The 19,862-nt window shown below is 71.9% G+C and carries 15 protein-coding genes; 14 read left to right on the forward strand and 1 reads right to left on the reverse strand.

The window, feature by feature from the left end; all coding sequences use genetic code 11:
- The first annotated feature begins 182 nt into the window (after positions 1-182).
- From ACFYR3_RS20710 to ACFYR3_RS20755, 10 genes are all read left to right on the forward strand, one after another.
- On the forward strand, positions 183-2,558 hold the full coding sequence (locus tag ACFYR3_RS20710) for a SpoIIE family protein phosphatase (protein WP_389284244.1): 2,376 nt from the start codon (positions 183-185) through the stop codon (positions 2,556-2,558).
- 301 nt (positions 2,559-2,859) lie between these two features.
- Positions 2,860-4,092, forward strand: coding sequence for an arsenic transporter (locus ACFYR3_RS20715; protein WP_355840651.1), 1,233 nt, complete (start codon positions 2,860-2,862; stop codon positions 4,090-4,092).
- A gap of 5 nt (positions 4,093-4,097) precedes the next feature.
- Positions 4,098-4,595 carry a universal stress protein gene (locus ACFYR3_RS20720; protein WP_389284246.1) on the forward strand — a complete coding sequence of 166 codons (498 nt, stop codon included), beginning with the start codon at positions 4,098-4,100 and terminating at the stop codon, positions 4,593-4,595.
- Between the two features lie 228 nt (positions 4,596-4,823).
- The gene (locus ACFYR3_RS20725; protein ID WP_355840484.1) at positions 4,824-5,783 is read left to right on the forward strand and encodes an endo alpha-1,4 polygalactosaminidase; all 960 of its coding nucleotides are present in this window, start codon (positions 4,824-4,826) and stop codon (positions 5,781-5,783) included.
- A gap of 11 nt (positions 5,784-5,794) precedes the next feature.
- Positions 5,795-7,087 carry an ABC transporter substrate-binding protein gene (locus tag ACFYR3_RS20730; protein WP_355840485.1) on the forward strand — a complete coding sequence of 431 codons (1,293 nt, stop codon included), beginning with the start codon at positions 5,795-5,797 and terminating at the stop codon, positions 7,085-7,087.
- Between the two features lie 48 nt (positions 7,088-7,135).
- Positions 7,136-8,098 carry a carbohydrate ABC transporter permease gene (locus tag ACFYR3_RS20735; RefSeq protein ID WP_389284249.1) on the forward strand — a complete coding sequence of 321 codons (963 nt, stop codon included), beginning with the start codon at positions 7,136-7,138 and terminating at the stop codon, positions 8,096-8,098.
- Positions 8,095-8,925 carry a carbohydrate ABC transporter permease gene (locus tag ACFYR3_RS20740; protein WP_355840487.1) on the forward strand — a complete coding sequence of 277 codons (831 nt, stop codon included), beginning with the start codon at positions 8,095-8,097 and terminating at the stop codon, positions 8,923-8,925. The genes ACFYR3_RS20735 and ACFYR3_RS20740 overlap by 4 nt, the downstream gene beginning before the upstream one ends.
- A 6-nt stretch (positions 8,926-8,931) precedes the next feature.
- Positions 8,932-9,963: a carbohydrate kinase family protein gene (locus ACFYR3_RS20745; protein WP_355840488.1), complete on the forward strand. Its 1,032-nt coding sequence runs from the start codon at positions 8,932-8,934 to the stop codon at positions 9,961-9,963.
- On the forward strand, positions 9,960-11,279 hold the full coding sequence (locus tag ACFYR3_RS20750; RefSeq protein WP_355840489.1) for an alpha-glucosidase/alpha-galactosidase: 1,320 nt from the start codon (positions 9,960-9,962) through the stop codon (positions 11,277-11,279). The genes ACFYR3_RS20745 and ACFYR3_RS20750 overlap by 4 nt, the downstream gene beginning before the upstream one ends.
- A 489-nt stretch (positions 11,280-11,768) precedes the next feature.
- Positions 11,769-12,188 (forward strand): hypothetical protein, encoded by a 420-nt coding sequence (locus tag ACFYR3_RS20755; RefSeq protein ID WP_355840490.1) that lies wholly within the window; start codon positions 11,769-11,771, stop codon positions 12,186-12,188.
- A 56-nt stretch (positions 12,189-12,244) separates the two neighbouring features.
- Here ACFYR3_RS20755 and ACFYR3_RS20760 read toward each other — a convergent pair whose 3' ends face one another.
- Positions 12,245-14,896, reverse strand: coding sequence for a LuxR C-terminal-related transcriptional regulator (locus tag ACFYR3_RS20760; protein ID WP_355840491.1), 2,652 nt, complete (start codon positions 14,894-14,896; stop codon positions 12,245-12,247).
- Between the two features lie 257 nt (positions 14,897-15,153).
- Here ACFYR3_RS20760 and ACFYR3_RS20765 point away from each other — a divergent pair, with 257 nt between their 5' ends.
- The 4 genes from ACFYR3_RS20765 to ACFYR3_RS20780 all read left to right on the forward strand — a co-directional run bounded on the left by ACFYR3_RS20765 (position 15,154) and on the right by ACFYR3_RS20780 (position 19,843).
- Entirely contained in the window at positions 15,154-16,779 is a 1,626-nt protein-coding gene (locus tag ACFYR3_RS20765) for an MFS transporter (RefSeq protein WP_389284252.1), read from the forward strand.
- A gap of 128 nt (positions 16,780-16,907) precedes the next feature.
- Positions 16,908-17,111, forward strand: a complete 204-nt coding sequence (locus ACFYR3_RS20770; RefSeq protein ID WP_261707285.1) for a hypothetical protein — start codon at positions 16,908-16,910, stop codon at positions 17,109-17,111.
- Between the two features lie 143 nt (positions 17,112-17,254).
- Positions 17,255-17,917 (forward strand): DUF308 domain-containing protein, encoded by a 663-nt coding sequence (locus tag ACFYR3_RS20775; RefSeq protein WP_355840493.1) that lies wholly within the window; start codon positions 17,255-17,257, stop codon positions 17,915-17,917.
- Positions 17,918-18,136: 219 nt separating this feature from the next.
- Positions 18,137-19,843 carry a phospholipid carrier-dependent glycosyltransferase gene (locus ACFYR3_RS20780; RefSeq protein WP_355840494.1) on the forward strand — a complete coding sequence of 569 codons (1,707 nt, stop codon included), beginning with the start codon at positions 18,137-18,139 and terminating at the stop codon, positions 19,841-19,843.
- Positions 19,844-19,862 lie beyond the last annotated feature (19 nt).

The following is a 19,862-nucleotide window of genomic DNA, read 5'->3' on the forward strand; positions in this document are numbered from 1 at the left end:
ACGTTGGCGTCAAGGGTCAGGCCGTCACTTCCGCAATGCGAGCCTCGGCGGCCGAAAACCCGCCGCACGAATGGCTGTCCGAGCCGTCCATGTTCGGGGGTGCGCGAGACTCCCAGCCACTAGGCTGGAACCCGGACGACGCGCTTGTTCACGGTGAGTGTGCACAAGGGAAAGTGGCGACGATGAGCCCGGTCCACCCTCTCGACGAGGCCGCCACCGCACGGGCGGTCATCGACGGGAACGGCACCCTGATCCGCTGGAGCGAGGGCGCCCGGCGGCTCCTGGGCTACGCACCCGAGGAGGTCGAGGGCCGCCCGGCGGCGGATCTCCTCGCACCCGCGGACACCGCCCCGCCCCTGGAGTCCACCGGCGACCGCCGGAACGGGGTGCTCGCCCTGCGCCACCGCGACGGCCGGGTCCTGTCCGTATGGCTGCTCGCCCACCGCCTCGAGCGGAACGGTGAATGGCTCGTGCTCACCCCGCTGGACGGCCGGGAGCCGCGCACCGTGGACGACCCGCTGATCCGCGCGGTCCTCGCCCAGGCGCCCTGCGCCATGGCCGTCTACGACGAACGGCTGCGGCTGTACGGCATCAACGACGCGATGTCCGAGGTGGTCGGCCTCCCGGAGGACCGCATCCGGGGCCTGCGGATCTCCGAGATCGGCGACCGGCGGGCCGGCGAGCAGCTGGAGCGCGAGATGACCGCGGTCCTCGCCTCCGGCCGGGGGCGTGACGTGGAGACCTACGCGCGCAGCGGCGGTGAGGAGCGGGCGCACCACTGGCTCGCGCGGATCGCCCCGCTGACCGACACCCACGGGCGGGTGCTCGGCGTGTGTCTGGCCGCGCACGACTTCACCGAGCAGTACCGGGCCCGAAAGCGGCTTCAGCTCGTCAACGAGGCGAGCGTGCGCATCGGCACCACCCTCGACGTCACCCGGACGGCCCAGGAACTGGCCGACGTCTGCGTCCCCGCGCTCGCCGACTTCGTCAGCGTCGATCTGCTGGACCCCCCTGAGAACGGCGCCGAGTACCGCGTCGAACCGCCGACAGCCCCGGTCATGCTCCGCCGCGCCGCCCACCGGTCGGTGCACACCGGCGATCCTGAAGCGGTCGTCCAACCCGGCGACGTCGACGTCTATCCCGCGTCCTCCCCGCAGGCCGACTCCCTGATCGCCGGCCGGCCGCTCGTCGCGCCGAACGCGACCGGCACGCTGGAGGAATGGCTGAGCTGGGACGGACTGCGCGGCAAGCACGTCCGGGAGTACGGCATCCACGCCACCATGTCGGTACCCGTCCGGGCCCGCGGCCGGACCCTCGGGGTCGCCGTACTCAGCCGGTTCCGGCGGCCCGAACCCTTCACCGCCGACGACGTACTGCTCGCCGAGGAGGTCACGGCCAGGGCCGCCGTCTGCATCGACAACGCCCGCCGGTTCTCCCGCGAGCGCCAGACCGCGCTGGCCCTCCAGCGCAGTCTGCTCCCCCAGTCCCTCCCCCGGACGGCGGCCCTGGAGGCGGCGTCTCGCTATCTGCCCGCGGCGCGCGCCGGGGTGGGCGGCGACTGGTTCGATGTGATCCCGCTGTCCGGGATGCGGGTCGCCATGGTTGTCGGCGATGTCATCGGCAACGGCATCCAGGCCTCGGCGACGATGGGCCGACTGCGCACCGCCGTCCGCACCCTCGCCGACATCGACCTGGCGCCGGACGAGCTGCTCACCCACCTCGACGACCTCGTCGTACGGCTGTCCTCCGAGGCCGGGTCCCAGGGGACCACCGGGGAGGTCGGCGCCACGTGCGTCTACGCGGTGTACGACCCGGTCGCCCGGCGCTGCACCCTCGCCAGCGCCGGCCATCCACCGCCCCTCGTCCTGCCGCCGGAGGGCCCGCCCCGGCAGATCGACGTACCGCCCGGTCCGGCGCTCGGCCTGGGCGGGCTGCCGTTCGAGTCCGTCGAGCTCGACCTGCCGGAGGGCACGGTGCTCGCGCTGTACACCGACGGTCTGCTCGAAAGCCGCGAACGGGACGTCGACACCGGCCTCCGGCTGTTCTGCCGGGCGCTGGAGGAGTCCTCGCGGTCCCTGGAAGGGGCCGCCCACGCGATCCTCCAGGCGCTGCTTCCCGCGGGCGGCGCCCCGGACGACGTGGCGCTGCTCCTCGCCCGTACCCATGGCCTCGCCCCTTCCGACGTGACGACCTGGGCCATCCCCGCCGACCCCGCCCTCGTCGCGCCGATCCGCAAGCAGGTCGCCGATCAGCTGGAGGTCTGGGAGCTGACCGTGGCCACGTTCACGGCCGAACTCGTGGTGAGCGAGCTGGTCACCAACGCCATCCGCTACGGGGAGCCGCCCATCCGGCTGCGGCTCATCCATGACGCCGAGACCCTGATCTGCGAGGTCTCGGACAGCAGCCACACCGCGCCGCATCTGCGCCGGGCGAAGACCTTCGACGAGGGCGGACGCGGGCTGCTCCTCGTCGCCCAGCTCACCCAGCGCTGGGGCAGCCGGCACACCCCGGAGGGCAAGACCATCTGGGCGGAGCTGTCGCTTCTCGGCGAGGAGTGAGAGCCATTCGGGGGTGACCTGCGGAGCGGGTCGGTGACGCGGGGGCAGGGCGTACGCGGGCGGGCGGTGGGGTGTCTGATGTGATGGAGGGCGCCACCATCACCGCCCGGAGGATCCGATCCTGAACAGCCCGCTCGTCCAAGCCGTCTCCGGCGCGACCGGCACCCCGCTCGTCGGGGCGCCCTCCCCCGGTCCCGGAAATCCCCTCGCCGGAACGCTCTCCACCGGGCCCGGCACCCATGTCGCCACGCGCCTCGCGGCGCCGCTCGCCGAAGCACTCGGCAGCCCGTTCGCCGAGACGCTGTCCGTCGTCCTCCTCGCGGCCGTCCTGGTCTGCGCGGTGGTGCGGCCGTTCAACTGGCCCGAGGCGGTGGTGGCCGTGCCCGCCGCCGGTCTTGTCCTGGCCACGGGGGCGATCTCCTGGGACCACGTCCGGGCGGAGGCCGCACATCTGGGTCCGGTGATCGGCTTCCTCGCGGCGGTCCTCGTCCTGGCCAAGTTCTGCGACGACGAGGGGCTCTTCCAGGCCTGCGGCGCGTGGATGGCCCGCTGGGCCGCGGGACAGCCAGGCCGCCTGCTGACCGCGGTCTTCGCACTCGCCTCGGCGATCACGGCGGTGCTCAGTCTGGACGCGACCATCGTGCTGCTCACCCCCGTCGTGTTCGCGACGGCCGCGCGGATGGGGGCCCGCCCGAAGCCGCATGTGTACGCGTGCACCCACCTGTCGAACACCGCCTCGCTGCTCCTGCCGGTCTCCAACCTCACGAACCTGCTCGCGTTCACCGCCAGCGGTCTGAGCTTCACCCGCTTCGCGGCGCTGATGGTGCTGCCCTGGCTGGTCGCGATCGGCGCCGAGTACGTGGTCTTCCGGCGCTTCTTCGCGCGTGACCTCGGGGCGGGCGCGCTCCCCCGGCGGGCCGAGGAACCGCCGGACCTGCCGTTGTTCGCGCTGATCACCGTGGGCTGCACCCTGGCCGGTTTCGTCCTCGCCTCGGCGGTCGGCATCGATCCGGCCTGGTCCGCCGCGGCGGGGGCGCTCGTCCTGGCCACCCGCGCCCTCGTCCGCCGCCGCACCACCCCGCTCACCGTGGTGCGCGCCGCCGCGCCGTCCTTCCTCGCCTTCGTCCTCGCACTCGGCATCGTCGTCCGCGCGGTGGTCGACAACGGTCTCGCCGGCGCCCTCGACGACCTCCTCCCGGAGGGCGGCTCGCTGTCGGCCCTGCTCGGCATCGCGGTGATCGCCGCCGTGCTGGCCAACCTGATCAACAACCTGCCCGCGGTCCTCGTCCTGCTGCCGCTGGCCGCCGACTCGGGCGCGGGCGCCGTGCTGGCCGTGCTGCTCGGCGTCAACATCGGGCCCAATCTGACGTACGCCGGTTCCCTGGCGACGCTGCTGTGGCGACGTATCGTGCATCAGCACGAACACGGCGTCGACCTCAAGGAGTTCACCCGGCTGGGCCTGATCGCCGTACCCGCGGCACTGGTTCCCGCCGTACTGGCGCTGTGGTTCTCGCTCCACGTCATCGGAGGCTGATGGGCATGCGGGTGGTCGTCTGGCTGGTCGAGGGAACATGGCCCGCGTGCGTGGACGCCGTACGGACGCACGCTCCCGGCGCGACGGACGTGGTGCTGCTCCATGTCGCGGACCCCGGGGTGCCCGGTCTCGCGCACGGCGCCTTCGCGGGGCTCCTCGGCCGCGGACGCTCCGAACCCGATCCGGGGGACCTCCTGGAAACCCTCGGTACGACCTCTGGCGCCGAGCTCCTCGACGCGGCGGCCGAGCGGCTCGCGGGCCCGGCGACGCGGCTGGAGCGCACCGGCCGGGTCGAGCGGGAGGTGGTCGCCGCGGCCGAGGGCGCGGGTCTGCTCGTACTGGCCCGCGACGGCGACCGCAGCCGGCTCGGCCCGCACAGCCTCGGACCGGCCGGTCGTTTCGTCGTCGACCACGCGCCCTGCCCGGTACTGCTCGTCTGGCCCGAACCGGCACCGGACGTCACGACGTTGCCGCCGCCACCCCCGCATCCGCCTCGCCCATAGGACCCGACCCGCTCCCCGGCCCGCGGAACAGCGGCCGGAGAATGCCCCTGCCGGAGACGGCACTTGACGTAGTCGGGCATGCACGGTTTGATCCTGGCGTGCCGTGGTGCGACCCGGCACGCAGAGGTACGCCCAGCCGGTAACGGACCAGGTTCAAGTCCGGCCAAAGTCGCCAGGAACGCTCGCAGCGTCCGAGGCGGGGACGTACTCGCGATTGATGGAGCGGACATGCCCCCCGTCAAACGTGTTCTCCGCGCGGGAGTTCTGGGCACAGCCACGGCCCTGGCCGGCCTTCTGACGCTCGCGGGCTGCGATGCGGGCAAGGACACGAGCGCCTCGTCGAAGCGCCCGAGCACACCGTCCAAGACCCCCGCCGCGTCGCCGAAGCCCTCAGGGACCACGGCCGACCCCTCGGCGCCCGTTGAGGCGGAGTCCACCTCGCCGAAACCGACGCCCCGGCCCGACCCGACACCGACCGCCGTGAAACTCCCCCCGCTCCACGCGGGTTTCGACTACCAGATCGGCGGCGCCTACCCCCCGGCCGCCGGTGTGCGCATCGTCAGCCGCGACCGCTCGTCGTCCCCGGCGCCCGGCCTGTACAACATCTGCTACGTCAACGCCTTCCAGGCCCAGCCGGAGGAACGCGGGCAGTGGCCCGGCGACCTGCTGCTGCGGGACACGCACGGCAAGGTCGTCGTCGACCAGGACTGGAACGAGGCACTGCTCGACATCCGCACCCCCGCCAAGCGCGAGCGGGTGGCCGCGCGCGTCGACCGGTGGATCGACGAGTGCGCCAAAAAGGGATTCGACGCGATCGAACCGGACAACTACGACAGTTACACCCGCTCCCGGAAGCTGCTGACCCCGGACGACGCCACCGCGTTCATCACCCTGCTGTCGCGGCACGCGCATGCCCGGCATCTGGCCATCGCGCAGAAGAACACCGTCGAACTGGCGGGGCTCAGGTCGCGGACCGGACTCGACTTCGCGGTGGCGGAGGAGTGCGGCGAGTACGACGAGTGCGGCGAGTACGCGAAGGCGTTCCACGACCGCGTGGTCGTCATCGAGTACTCCGACAGCGGTCTGCGCAAGGCCCGTTCGGCCTTCGGTGACCGGCTGAGCATCGTGCGCCGGGACGTCATGGTCTCGACACCCGGCAACGCGGACTACGTCCGCAAGACCCGCTGACGGGGGCCGGGATGACACGCGCGATCGCGCGGCGCCGGCTGCTCCTGGGCGCGGCGGCGGCCGGGGCCCTCGCCGGCTGCGGCGGCCCCTCGGACGGCGTCGGCGCCGACGGCAGGGTGACCGTCGAGCTGTGGCACGGACAGAACGACACGGCCAGGAAGGTCGTGGAAGCGATGGTGGCCGAGTTCAACCGCACACATCCGCGCATCCGCGTGGACGCTTCGGGCGGCGGGGTGCTGGCCGACGCGATGCTCCAGAAGGTGACGGCCGCGCTCGCCGCCGGCTCGTACCCCGACATCGCCTACATCTTCGGCTCGGACCTGGCGAGCGTCGCGCGCAGCCCCCGGGTCGTCGACCTGACGACCGCGCTGCGCGAGGGCACCCCGCCCTGGAACTCCTTCTGGGCGCCGGTACGGGACGCGGTCACCGTCAACGGCAAGGTGCGCGCCGCCCCGGCGGTGCTCGACTCGCTGGCCGTCGTCTACAACAAGAAACTGTTCCGGCAAGCGGGGGTCCCCTACCCGAAGCCGGGCTGGAGCTGGGACGAGTTCGTCGACACCGCGCGCAGGCTCACCGACCCCGGGCGCGGGGTGTTCGGCACGGGCTGGCCGGGCACGGGCGACGAGGACACCGTCTGGCGGCTGTGGCCGATGATCTGGGACCTCGGCGGCGAGGTCGTCGCCGACGGCGGCAAGGGCATCGGCTTCGCCGAGCAGGGCAGCGAGGCCCTTGGGACCCTCGCCCAGCTGGCCCACGACAAGAGCGTGTACGTCGACCCGAAACCCGGCAGCGAGCAGATGTACCAGGTCTTCCTGGGCGGCCGGATGGCGATGGTGGCGACCGGGCCCTGGGAGCTGCCGGACATCATCACCGCGAAGATCGACTACGACGTCGTCCCGCTGCCGACGTACAACGGCAGGCCGATCACCATCTCCGGACCGGACACCTGGACCGTGTTCGACAACGGTTCCGCCCGTTCCCGGGCCGCCGTCGAATTCGTGAGCTGGATGATCCAGCCGGCCCAGGACGCGCGCTGGGGCATCTCGGAAGGCAGCCTCCCGCTCAGCTCGGCCACCGCCCGGCGGCCGGAGTGGCGCGAGCACTCCGCGACGACCACGGGACTCGACGTGTTCACCGACACGCTGACCACTGCCCGGGTCCGGCCCGTGCACGCGGCCTACCCGCAGATCTCCCAGGCTCTCGGCGAGGCGATCGTGTCGGTCCTGCTCGGCAGGGACTCCCCCGCCCACGCCATCCGCCGGTGCGCCGACACGGCCGACGCGGCCCTGCTCATCCCCCGGTGACCTCGACTTCAGACGTTCCCAGCTGACTTCCAGCTGAAGGAGGCCGTCATGTCCACCCTTCCCCGCGCCCTCACGCTCGCACCCGGCGCCGCGCCGGTCCCGGCCGCCGCGCGGCGCGCCGCCCGCCGCCGTACCCGTCGCGAGACGTCCACCGCCTGGGCGTTCATCAGCCCGGCGGTCGTCGTGATCCTCGGTCTGAGCATCGTGCCCGTCGTGTGGTCGCTGCTCCTCTCCTTCCGCGCCGACGACCTGGTCACCCCGGGCCGCTGGGTCGGCCTCGACAACTACCGGGCACTGTTCCAGGACCCCAACTTCCGTACCGCCGTGGGCAATACGCTGCTGTACACCGCGCTGTACGTGCCGCTCAGCCTGGTCGGCGGGCTGGCGCTCGCCCTGGCGCTGAACCGCCGCATCCGGTTCATCGGCCTCTACCGCACGCTCGTCTTCGTTCCGTTCGTGGTGTCGGCGACCGCGCAGGGCGTGCTGTTCTCGTTCATCCTCGACCCGGAGTTCGGCGTCGCGAACTCCCTGCTGCACAAGGTCGGGCTCTCCCCGCAGGGTTTTCTGACCGACCCGGACCAGGCGATCTATCTGCTGGTGCTGATCTCGCTGTGGAGCGGCGTCGGCTTCTGTGTCGTCGTCTATCTGGCCGCGCTCCAGGACGTCCCGCCCGAACTCGTGGAAGCCGCGCGGATCGACGGGGCGGGCCGCTGGCGGGTGCTGCGCCACATCATCCTGCCGACCCTCACCCCGGTCACCGTGTTCCTGCTGCTGTGGCAACTGATCACGGCGCTCCAGGTGTTCGACCTCATCTATGTGACGACGAAGGGCGGGCCGCTCGGATCGACCGGCGTGGTCGTCTACTTCGTCTGGCAGCAGGCGTTCCAGATGTTCACCGCGGGCTACGGGGCCGCGGCGGCGTACGTCCTCGCCGTCGCCCTGCTGGTGGCGGGCGGGGCGCTGCACCTCGCACGGCGCCGCCAGGGACGTATCGAAGGAGCGGCCCGATGAGTTCACCCGCGACCTCCCGCAGGCCGAGCGGCTGGCACCTGCTGCTGGCGCCGCTGACCCTGTGCTTCGCGCTGCCGCTGGTGTGGCTGGCGCTCAGCTCGGTGATGTCCAACGCGGAGATCAACCGGTTCCCGCCCGCGCTGTGGCCCAAGGGGATCGACCTGGGCGGCTACCGGTATGTGCTCGGGAACGCGATGTTCCCCCGCTGGTTCGCCAATTCACTGATCGTCGCGGGCGTGGCCGTCCTGTCGAATCTGCTCCTGGGCGCGCTCGGCGGCTACGCCTTCGCGCGGATGCGGTTCGCGGGGTCGCGGGCGCTGCTCGGGCTGATGCTGGCGACGATGGTGATCCCCTTCCAGCTCACGATGATCCCGACCTTCCTGGTGATGAAGGAACTGGGTCTCATCGACACGCTCGGCGCGCTGATCGTGCCGTCGCTCGTCACCCCGTTCGCGGTCTTCCTGTTCCGGCAGTTCTTCCTCGCGCTGCCCAGGGAGATGGAAGAGGCGGCCTGGATCGACGGGTGTTCGCGGCTGCGGGTGCTGTTCTCGATCGTGCTGCCGCTGGCCCGGCCGGCGCTGGCCACGGTCGCGGTGCTGACGTTCCTGAGCACCTGGAACGACCTGTCCTGGCCCCTCATCGCGATCAACCACGACACCCAGTACACGCTGCAACTCGGTCTGACGACGTTCCAGGGACAGCACCACACGCAGTGGTCGGCGGTGATGGCGGGCAATGTGATCACCGTGCTGCCCGTCCTGGTCGCGTTCCTGCTCGCGCAGAAGACCTTTGTCCAGTCGCTGACTTCGAGCGGTCTGAAGGGCTAGGCCACCATGAAATCCTTCGATCTCCTGGTCGTCGGCGACGCCAATCCTGATGTCGTGGTCGGCCCGCTGCGCGGCCCCCTGCGGTTCGGGCAGCGTGAACAGCTCGTCGAGCACGCCGGGTTGGTGCTGGGCGGCTCGGCGGCGATCATGGCGTGCGGGGCCGCGCGGCTCGGGCTGCGGGTCGCGTTCGCGGGCCGGGTCGGTGACGATCCCGCCGGTGCCTTCGTGCGCGAGGCGCTCGCCGGGCGTGGCGTCGACGTCGGCTTCCTGGTCACGGACCCGGTCCTGCCCACGCCGCTCACGACGGTCGTCACGGCCGGGGACGGGGACCGGGCCGTCCTCACCGCGCCGGGCTGCCTCACGGCGACCGGTCCCGAGGACGTGCCGCGGGACCTGATCGCGGCCTCCCGGCATGTGCACGCGGCCTCGTTCTTCCTGATGCCCCGTCTGGCGCGTTCGCTGGCCTCGGTGTTCGGCCTGGCACGGGAGACAGGCGCGACGACGTCGCTCGACACCAATGACGACCCCGCGGGCCGATGGGACCACGAACTCCTGGACCCGGTACTGAAGTTCACCGACTTCCTGCTGCCCAACGCGGCGGAGGCGTGCGCGCTGTCCGGGGAGCCCGAACTCGTCGCGGCCGCCGCCTTCCTGGCGGGCCGGGGACCTACGGTCGTCGTCAAGGACGGCGCGAACGGCGCCCTCGCCTGCGCGGGGACAGAGCTGTCGCGCGCGCCGGCCGTGCCCGTCGACCCCGTGGACAGTGTCGGCGCGGGCGACAGTTTCGACGCCGGATTCGTCGCCGCGACCCTGCGGGGACTGGACCTGCGCTCCGCGCTCACGATGGCCGCCGCCTGCGGTTCGCTGTCGACACGAGCGCACGGCGGTACGGCGGCCCAGCCCACTTGGGACGAGGCCCGCGTCGCGGCCCGTGCCGACATCCCGGGCGTCCCTCCCGGCGCGAACGCCCCGAACACCGCTGAAGACCCGGGCACTTCGGAAGCCCCCCGCACCCGCGACACCAGGAGCCGTACATGAACGACGTCACCCCCGCGAAGATCGCCTTCATCGGAGCCGGGAGTGTGGTCTTCACCCAGGGCCTGCTGGCCGACCTGTTCACCTTCCCCGAACTCGCGCACGCGCGGATCGCGTTGCACGACATCGACCCGGAGCGGCTCACCACGGCGGAGGGCGCCGCCCGGTACATCGCGGGCGTACGCGGGGCCAAGCCCACGATCACCGCGCACCTCGACCGCCGCGCGGCCCTGGCGGACGCCGACTTCGTCATCAACATCGTCCAGGTCGGCATGGACGGGGCGACCCGCACCGACTTCGACATCCCCGCCCGCTACGGACTGCGCCAGACCATCGGCGACACGCTCGGCATCGGCGGCATCTTCCGCGCCCTGCGCACCTTCCCGGTGCTCCGCGCGCTCGCCTCCGACATGGCCGAACTCTGCCCGGAAGCCCTGCTGTTGAACTACACCAACCCCATGGCGATGAACGTCCTCCATCTCAGCCGCATCGCCCCCGCCCTGCGCGTCACCGGCCTGTGCCACTCGGTGTACTGGACGATGCACGACCTCGCCCAGCTCGTCGGCATCCCCTTCGAGGAGGTCACGTATCTGGCCGCCGGGGTCAACCACCAGGCGTGGGTGCTGCGTTTCGAGCGCGCGGGCCAGGACCTCTACCCCCTCCTGGACGAGGCCATCGCCAAGGACCCGGGACTGCTGCGCCGGGTCCGCGTGGACATGTACCGCCGCCTCGGCCACTACCCCACCGAGACGAGCGAGCACTCCTCCGAGTACGTGCCGTGGTACCTCCACCACGACAGCGAGATCGAGCGGCTCCGGCTGCCGGTGGGCGCCTATCTGGAGATCATCGAGGAGAACGCGGCGAGCTACCGGCGCACCCGCGATGCCCTCGCCTCCGGGGCGCCCCTCCCCGTCGAGGGCACTTTGGAGTACGCCCCGCAGATCATCCACAGCACGCTCACCGGCACCCCGCGCACGATCTACGGCAATGTGCCCAACCGGGGTCTGATCGACAACCTCCCGGCGGACTGTGTCGTCGAAGTCCCCTGCCTGACCGACGCGTTGGGGGTGCAGCCGACCCGTGTCGGCGCGTTGCCGCCGCAGTGCGCGGCGCTGAACAGCGCGTACGTCGCCGTCAACGACCTGGTGGTCCGCGCCGCCACCGATCACGAGCCGCGCCACATCCGGCACGCCGCGATGGCCGACCCCGCGACGGCCGCCGCCCTCCCCGTCGAGCGCATCTGGGACCTGTGCGACGACCTCGTACGGGCCCACGGAGATCTGCTCCAGCCCGAGCTGAGGGTGCTGCTGGGCCACTGAGTCTGCGGCTCTCGGCCCGAGGGAGCGGCCGGGGCGCGGGGCGCCGGTCCGGCGGGCCCGCGAACCCCCGGCATGGAGCGCGGCGGCCGTCCGGCCATGCCGCGAACCCCCGACCCACGGGCAGCGGCGGCCATCCGGCCAAGCCCGCGAATCCCCGGCCGGCACGGGCTGCGGCAGCAGTCCGGCCGGGCCGCGGATCCCCGACACGGGCAACAGCGGCCGTCCGCCCGAGCCCGCGAACCCCCGGCAAGGGCGGAAGCGCCCGGTGCCGGGCCGGCCGGACCCGTCCCCTCCCTCGGCCTCTCCCCTCGTACACAGGCCCCTGGTATCCCGGTTCCCGGGCTCCTGGTCCCGGGCTCCTGGTCCCGGGTCCCGCGGACCGGGTCCGTTCATCGTCACCCTCAGGGGGTGAGGCCGGAGGGGGGCCGGCTGTCGCAGGCTCGGTGGTGAGTGGCTGCGGTCGCAGCCCCTGCAACGGAGGTTTCTGCCATGGCAACCACCCAGCATCACACCCGCTCCAAGACCGCCCTGACGGCGGCCGGCGGCTTGATGATCTTCGCCTCGGTGATGCTGTTCGTCGCCGGCGTCCTGGACATCCTGCGGGGCGTCATGGCGATCGCCGAGGACGACGTCTTCGTCACCAGCCAGAACTACGTCTTCAAGTTCGACCTGACGAGCTGGGGCTGGATCCACCTGGCGCTCGGCGCGGTCGCCGTGGTCGTGAGCCTCGGCCTGTTCACGGCGGCCACCTGGGCACGCGTGATCGGCGTGGGCATCGCGGCGCTGCTGATCATCGCCAACTTCCTCGACATCCCGTACTACCCCGTCTGGTCGCTGACGCTGATAGCCCTGTACGGATTCGTCATCTGGGCGCTCTGCGTGGCACGACCGGACACGGACACCGAATAGCCCGGACGGCACTGCACGGCACCGGGCGGAAACACCGGACGGCACGGGCCCGCGGCTCACAGGAGGTGCAGGTCGCGGGCCCGTCGTACGGCCTCGCCCCGGCGGGTCGCGGCCAGCTTGCGGTAGACGCTCTTGAGGTGGGTCTTGACCGTGTTGACCGACAGATGCAGGTCGGCGGCGATCTCGTCCCTCGACATCATCTGCGACAGGCGTTCCAGCACCTCCTGCTCGCGATCGCTGAGCGGTTCGATCACCGGTGTGTGCTCCGGTCGCGGGGCGGGCCCGGTGCCCCGGACCGCGGCCATCACCGGGAGCCATTCATGGCCCTGGGCCAGCACGGGCCGGCGTCGTACGAATGTCCGCAGCCAGGGACCGGCCTCCACGAACGGCCGTCTCAGATGCTCCGGCCTGGCCAGGCGCAGGGCCCGCGCCACCAGCCGCTGGGCGGTGGAGTCGTCGCCCAGCGCGTCCGCGGTCTGCGCCCGTGCCAGCAGCACCCGGACGGCGATGCCGGGCCCGTCGTCCGGTTCGGTGGAGAGTTCGTCGAGCAGGGCGCGTGCCGCTTCCCGGTCGCCGGTCGCGAGCCGGGCGCGGGCGGCGGCGGCCGCGGCCTCCGGCCCGGTGGCCCCCTCCTCCACGAGTACCTCCATCGCGGCAAGCGGATCGCCGAGGGCCAGATGCGCGGCGGCCATGACCAGCGCGGCCCGTTCGCTGACCCACGGCGAGGGCTCGACGCCGTGCGGGGGTCGCTTCAGCTCCTGCAGGACGCGCAACGCCTCCTTCGGATGCCCCTTGGCCAGCAGCATCCGGGAACGCAGGAGACCGAGGCCCGCCGTCGCGACGGGATCGTGCGAGGCCGTGCTGGAGGCGGTCGCCTGGTCCAGGTGTGTCTGCGCGGCGGCCAGATCGTCACGGTCGACGGCGACCGCCGCCATCACGAGCTGGGCGACCCCCGTCCGGGCGGCCGGGGGCAGGCCGGAGCGCTCCGCCTCGGCGACCGCGGCCCGCGCGTGCGACTCCGCGCGGCCCGGCCGACCGCACACGAAGTCGATCAGGGCGAGCCGGCTGAGCGACTCGTGCCGGGGGTACGCGGTGGACGGTCCGTCATCGACCTGAGCGGCGGCGGACAGCGAGGTCCGGGCGGCGTCGAACTGCCCCGCCCACAGCTGTGCCGAGCCCAGGTCCGTGAGCATCAGCGCCCGCAGCTCCGGGTGCTGTTCCAGCCGTTCGGCCGGAAGGGACAGCTCCGCCGCCGTCATGTCCTCGGCCGCCTCCCGCGCCCTGTCGGCCGAGCCGGTCAGCCGGGCGGCGAACACCCTCAGCAGCGCGTGGCTCAGCCGCAGCGCCGCCGTGTCGGCGCCCTCGTCGGTCAGGTTCTCCCCCGCCCGGCGCAGAAAGTCGAGGCCCCGGACGACGTCGTGGCGGACCAGCTCACGGGCGGCGCGCACCAGGCACGCGGCCGGACCGGCGGCATCCGGCGGCATGGCGGCGAAGAGTCCGTCGAGGCGCTCGGCGTCGAGTCCCGTCAGCAGCTGCCCGATGGCCAGCTCGTCGACGAACCGGCCCGCCGCGAGCTCCCATTCGCCCGCCCCCGCCGCATGCGGCAGAGCCTCCGCCAGCAGTCCCGCGTCGCTCAGCCAGCGGGCGGCCCGCCGGTGCAGCTCGGGCTCCATCCCCGGATGGCGTACCCGCAGATGGACGCGCAGGATCTCCGCGAACAAGGGGTGCAGCCGGTACCACGAGTGGCCGATGGCCTCGACGAACGCGTTGGCGTGCTGAAGCCCGGCCAGGATGGGTTCCGCGTCGTCCCGGCCGGTCAGGGCGTTGGCCAGATCCGGGTGAATCTGTTCCAGGATGCTCGAACGCAGCAACAAATCCTGAGTTTCGTCCGACTGCGCTTCCAGCACCTCGGCCAGCAGGAAGTCCGCGAGCGTACTCTGGCCCGCCTCGAAGTTCTTGATGAACGTGTCCGGATCGTCCACGTTCTGCGCCGCGAGGATGCACAGTCGCAGCCCGGCCGCCCAGCCTCCGGTCCACTCCGTCAGCGACCGCGCGCCGTCGTCCGACAGCCGGATGTCGTGGCGGCTCAGCAGGGTCGCCGTCTCGCCCGGAACGAATGCCAGGTCGGCGCCCCGGACCTCGGCCACCGCTCCGGCGGCGCGATAGCGGTGCAGCGGCAGCTGCGGCTCCGTACGGCTGACGATCACCAGGCGCAGCCCGCCGCCCGCGTGGCGCAGCACGAATTGGAGCTCGTCCGCGACCTCCGCCGAGGCTCCCACCCGGTCGAACTCGTCGAGCACCAGGATCACCGGATCCGCGCGCTCGCTCAGCCAGGCCGCGAGGCGGGTCAGCAGTGAGTGGTCCACGTCGCCGGGGCTGGAAGGGCTGCCGATGTCGTCCGGAACCACGGCTCCGTGCCGCCGCAGGGATTCCAGGACGTACGTCCAGAAGATGCCGGGGCCGGTGTCCTCGTGCTCCACGGTCAGCCAGGCGACGTCACCCGGACGGTCCATCGTGGAGATCCAGTGGGCGACCAGCAGGGTCTTTCCCGCGCCCGCGGGCCCGTTCACCAGGGTCAACGGGCCCTGGACGCCCTCGGCCAGACGTCCGACCAGACGCGGCCTGCGTACGAAGGTCTCCGTCAGGTCCGGAACGGTGAACCGGACGGCGAGCAGGGGGTCACCACCTGGGGTCAGCAGCCCGGCCATGGGGTTCTGCCTCCGCGATCTATCGGCTGCGGCGACGTGTTCGATCCGATGTGGTCCGGGTCCACAGCTCCCTCCCCGGCGTAACCCCCGCACACTGATCGTCACCCGCTGTGCCGGAAGTCGCAAGGCAGGCTCCGGTCGCCCGCGGTGGGTGAGGCGGGATCCGCCGTCTTCGGTTCTCATGGGAGCGGAGCAGGGGCCGGACGCCACTGTTCGGCGCACCAGCGCCGCGGGCCGACTCGATGAGGTGGTTACCGGTGAAGCACTGGCGCGCCCTGATGGTGCTCGGCACGGCCCAGTTCCTGATGGTCCTGGACACCTCCGTCATGAACGTGTCCATCAGCCAGCTGGTCGAGGACTTCGACACCGAGGTCACCGCCATCCAGGCCGTCATCACGCTCTACGCCCTGGTCATGGCTGCCTTCATGGCCACCGGCGGGCGGCTCGGTGACATTCTCGGACGCCGTCGCATGTTCATCATCGGACTGATGGTCTACGGCCTCGGGTCGGCCCTGACCGCCGTCGCTCCCACCGTCTGGGTGCTCACGCTCGGCTGGTCGGTGATCGAGGGGCTCGGCGCGGCGATGGTGCTGCCGGCCATGGCGGCCCTCGTGGCGGAGGCCTACACCGGACGCGACCGGGCCGTCGCCTACGGCGTCATCGGCGGGCTCGCCGGCGCGGGCATCGCGGTCGGACCGCTGCTGGGCGGCTGGGTGACGACGTACCTGACCTGGCGTCTGGTCTTCGCGGGTGAGGTAGTGGTCGTGATCGCGATGCTCCTCTTCCGCCGGGCGATCGCCGAATCGCCCCGGCCCGATCCCCGCCCCCGGCTGGACGGCGTGGGCTCCGCCCTGTCGGCGGCCGGGCTGGGCCTTGGCGTGCTCGGTGTACTCCAGAGCAGTTCCTGGGGTTGGGTGCAGCCCCGGAACCCGCCCTTCACCATCTTCGGCTTCGCTCCGACGCTGTTCGTCGTCGCCGCCGGGGTGCTCGTACTGGCCGTCTTCGCCAAGTGGGAGCGCCGGCGCGAGGAGCACGGCACCGACCCCCTGATCCATCTGTCCCTGCTGCACAAACTGCCGCTGCGCTCCGGTCTGCTGACGCTGCTCAGCCAGAACCTCATCCTGCTGGGGCTGTTCTTCGCCATCCCGCTGTATCTCCAGGTGGTGCAGGGGTTCGACGCGTTCCAGACGGGACTGCGGCTGCTCCCGGTGTCCGTCACCATGCTGGTGGCCTCCGTGCTGGCCTCCCGGCTGGGGCGGGTGATGGGGCCGCGCCGGGTGGTCAGGCTGGCCCTTCTGACCCTCCTCGGAGCGATCGCGTGGCTGCTGTCCACCATCAAGCCCGTCATCGACGACGCGCAGTTCGCCGGAGCCATGGCCCTGCTGGGCGTCGGCATGGGCCTGCTCGCCTCGCAGTTGGGCAACGTGGTGCAGTCCACCGTCGGCGAGGAGGAACGCAGCGAGGTCGGCGGACTCCAGTTCACGGCCCAGAATCTCGGCTCCGCGCTCGGTACCGCGCTCATCGGATCGATCCTCATCGGCGCCCTGGCCCAGGCCTTCACCACCCAGGTGGCGAACAATCCGGATGTGTCGCCGGAGGCACGCCGGCAGACCGGCGTCGCGCTGGAAGCGGGCATCAGTTTCGTGCCCACCGACGAGGTGCGTTCGGCGGCCGAACAGGCCGGGCTGCCGCCGGCCGAGGTCGCCGCCGTCACGGACTCCTATGCGACGGCGCAGCTGAACGGCCTGAAGGCGGCGATCCTCGCGGCCGGCGGCATCACGCTCGCCAGCTTCCTCGTCACGACGCATCTGCCGACCGGGCGGACGGGCCCCAAGAAGTCCCCCGGCACCGGCGCCCCGGCCGACTCCCTCGGGCAGGCGTGAAGGCGCGTGGCGGCGCCCCGGACCGAGGTTCACCTTCTGCGGGTGAGGGCGGGCGGCGCGGCACGCCGGATGATCGTAGGGAAGGGCCCGTCCGCCTGCCCCAGGCCGCTCGCCGGGGGGAGCCCCACATGCAGTACGAGATCCGTGTCGAGGGACATCTGTCGGAGACGCTTTCCGAGGCGTTCCCGGAGATGGATCACGTGCTGATCTCCGGCCAGACGATCCTGTTCGGCCCGGTTGTCGACGAGGCACATCTGTACGGACTGCTGGCCCGCTGCCGGTCGCTGGGGCTGCGTGTCGTGGAGATGCGCCAGCTGCCGGAGCAGCCATGAGGGTGCGGAGGGAGCTGCCATGAGGATCACCCGTCGGGGGTGACCCGCCGGCCGCCGGCGCACGGGACTCTGGATTCCGGGAATCCACCCACCGTCCCGTCGGCGGTCCGGCAGTGGTCCGCTCGACCGCGTGAGGAGGAACCATGACCGAATCGCATGGTTCGGCACCGCACACCGGACCGGACCCCTGGCACAAGGGCTCGGTTCCGCCGCCCCCGGGTGACCCCGCGGTGCTGCTGGACCGCGTCGGCGCCTCCTGGACCTGGCTCCTCGGCTCGGCCGTCGCGACGCTGGTCCCGGGCATCCTGGTCCTGGTCTGGCCGGAGGAGACCCTGCACGTCCTGGCGGTTCTCCTCGGTCTCTATCTGCTGGTGATCGGCCTGTTCCGTTTCGTGTCGGTCTTCGGCCACCAGGAGCAGGGCAACCGGTTCGCCGCACTGCTGATCTCGGTGCTCTACGTACTGGCCGGCGTCCTGTGTCTGCGCAACCCGATGCAGACCATCGCCGCGCTGTCCCTGATCGTCGGCGTCGTCTGGCTCGTGTCCGGCCTGCTGACCGCGTACACGGCCCTTGCCAGCAAGGACCTGCCGCACCGCGGCTTCGTCCTGTGCGGGGCGGCGATCGGCATCATCGCGGGAATCGTCGTGCTGGCACTGCCGACCGAGTCGGCCCGTGCCCTGACCCGGCTGCTCGGCCTGTGGATGGTGCTGATCGGTCTGGTCGAGCTGGCTGTGGCCTTCGCCTGGCGGGCCGCCCTGCGCCGGGCGGTCTCGGTCGGGCCGCGTGACCCGGCCTCTCCTTACTGAGGAGAGGCCGAGACGGAGGAGGCCGAGCACGCCGCTGCCGTACGCACACAGCCGCCCGAGATTCCTTGAGTTGTGCGGAAGGCCGGGCATACTCGTGACTCCCCTGCCTGGGCGCCGGCCGGATCGTCCGGTCGGCGCCTCGACGCGCACCCGAATCCGTGGGCCGGCCGATGAGCAGGCTCGTACGGAGCGGACGTAACAAAGGGCATGCCGACATTCATGGCCAGCAGGGTCGACGACCGCGTGCTGGTGAACAGCGCCGTGGCGCCGCCGAGGTTCTTCGAGCGGCTGCGGCGGCACAAGCGGGCCGCGTTCCTCGTGGCCGTGGTCCTGCTGCTGGTCCAGATGGCCGTCGCCATGGTCAGTACGGCCGTGGAGCAGACGCCGACGATCGACGAACCCGTCTACGTGGGCGCGGCGACGGTCTACGTCCAGCAGCACGACCTGCGGTACAACCCCGAGCATCCGCCGCTGGGCAAGCTGATCATCGGGAGCGGGCTGCTGTTCGCGCACCCGCACCTCGACCCCGCGTTCAAGGGCGATCAGACGGAGCTCGGGCGGCATCTGCTTTACGAGTCCGGCAACGATCCCTGGCGGGTGATGCTGTGGGCACGGTTGCCGGTGATCCTCCTGACGCTGCTGCTCGGACTCGTCGTCCTCGCGTTCGCCCGTGAACTCGCGGGCCGCGCGGGCGCGCTGGTGGCCCTCGGGCTGTACGCGTTCTCGCCCGACGTGATCGCGTACGGCTCGCTGGCCACGCTCGACGTGCCGGCGTCGGGGTTCCTGCTGACGTCGGTGTGGCTGGTGTGGCGGGCCAGGCGGCGGCCGCTCCGGTACCTGCCGCTCGCCGCCGTGGCGCTCGGCGCGGCGGTGGCGACGAAGATGAGCATGCTGCCGGCCGTTCCGGTGCTGCTGCTCCTCGCGGTCGTGTCCGTGTGGCACGCGGGCCGCCCCGCCCCCGCGGCGCCGCCGTGGAACGACACGCGGGCGAAGGCCCGGCTGCTCGGACTCGGTGCGGCCGCCGCCGCGGGCATGGCCGTCGTGGCCGTCGCGGTGGTGTGGGCGACGTATCTGGCCGTCGATCCCCGGCTGCGCTGGACGGCGCCCGCGGACATGCCCGACGTGCACGGACTGCGCGCGCTGCTCATCGACCACCTGCCCGTGCCGCAGGCGTACCGGGACGGGATGCGGGTCCAGTTCGGCTACGAGAACGCGACCTGGCAGGGCTTCCTCTTCGGCCGTCTCTACCAGGGTTCCCTCTGGTACTACCTGCCGGCCGCGCTGCTGGTGAAGACCCCGCTCGGCATGATGGCGCTGTGGACGGCCGGTTCGGTCGCGCTGCTCGCCGTGCGCCGGCTGCGGCCCGCCGCCCCGTACCTCCTGATCCCTCCGGCGCTGCTGCTGGCTTCGGCGATGACCGGCTCGCGCGATCTCGGCGTGCGCTACGCGATATTCATGCCGGTGTTCCTCGCGGTCGCGGCGGGCTGTGCCGTCGTCGTGCGCCGGCGCCGGGCACTGATCGTCACGGCGGCGCTGGTCCTGTTCGTCGCCGTCAGTTCGCTGCTGACGTACCCGTACTACCTGCCGTACTCGAACGAGGCGTTCGGCGGCCCGGAGAAGACCTATCTGCGCCTGCACGACTCGAACGTCGACTGGGGCCAGGATCTCGGCCGTCTGGCCGACCGGCTGGAAGGGCACTACCCGCACGAGAAGGTGTGGTTCGTGTACAAGGGCGCCGGTGTGCCGTCCGCCTACGGCATCGACGCGGCCGATCCGCGCACGGTGCCCGCGGACCGGGTGCACGGGCTGCTCGTCGTGTCCGACACCTCGATCGACAAGGCCGACGCCCCGCTGAAGGCTCTGCTCGCCACGAGCCGGCGGGTCGAGGAGGTCGGCCACTCGATCACCATCTTCCGCCGGCCGTGAACCGACCCGACGTCACCGT

The organism is Streptomyces sp. NPDC005784, assembly GCF_042871525.1.
Lineage (GTDB): Bacteria > Actinomycetota > Actinomycetes > Streptomycetales > Streptomycetaceae > Streptomyces.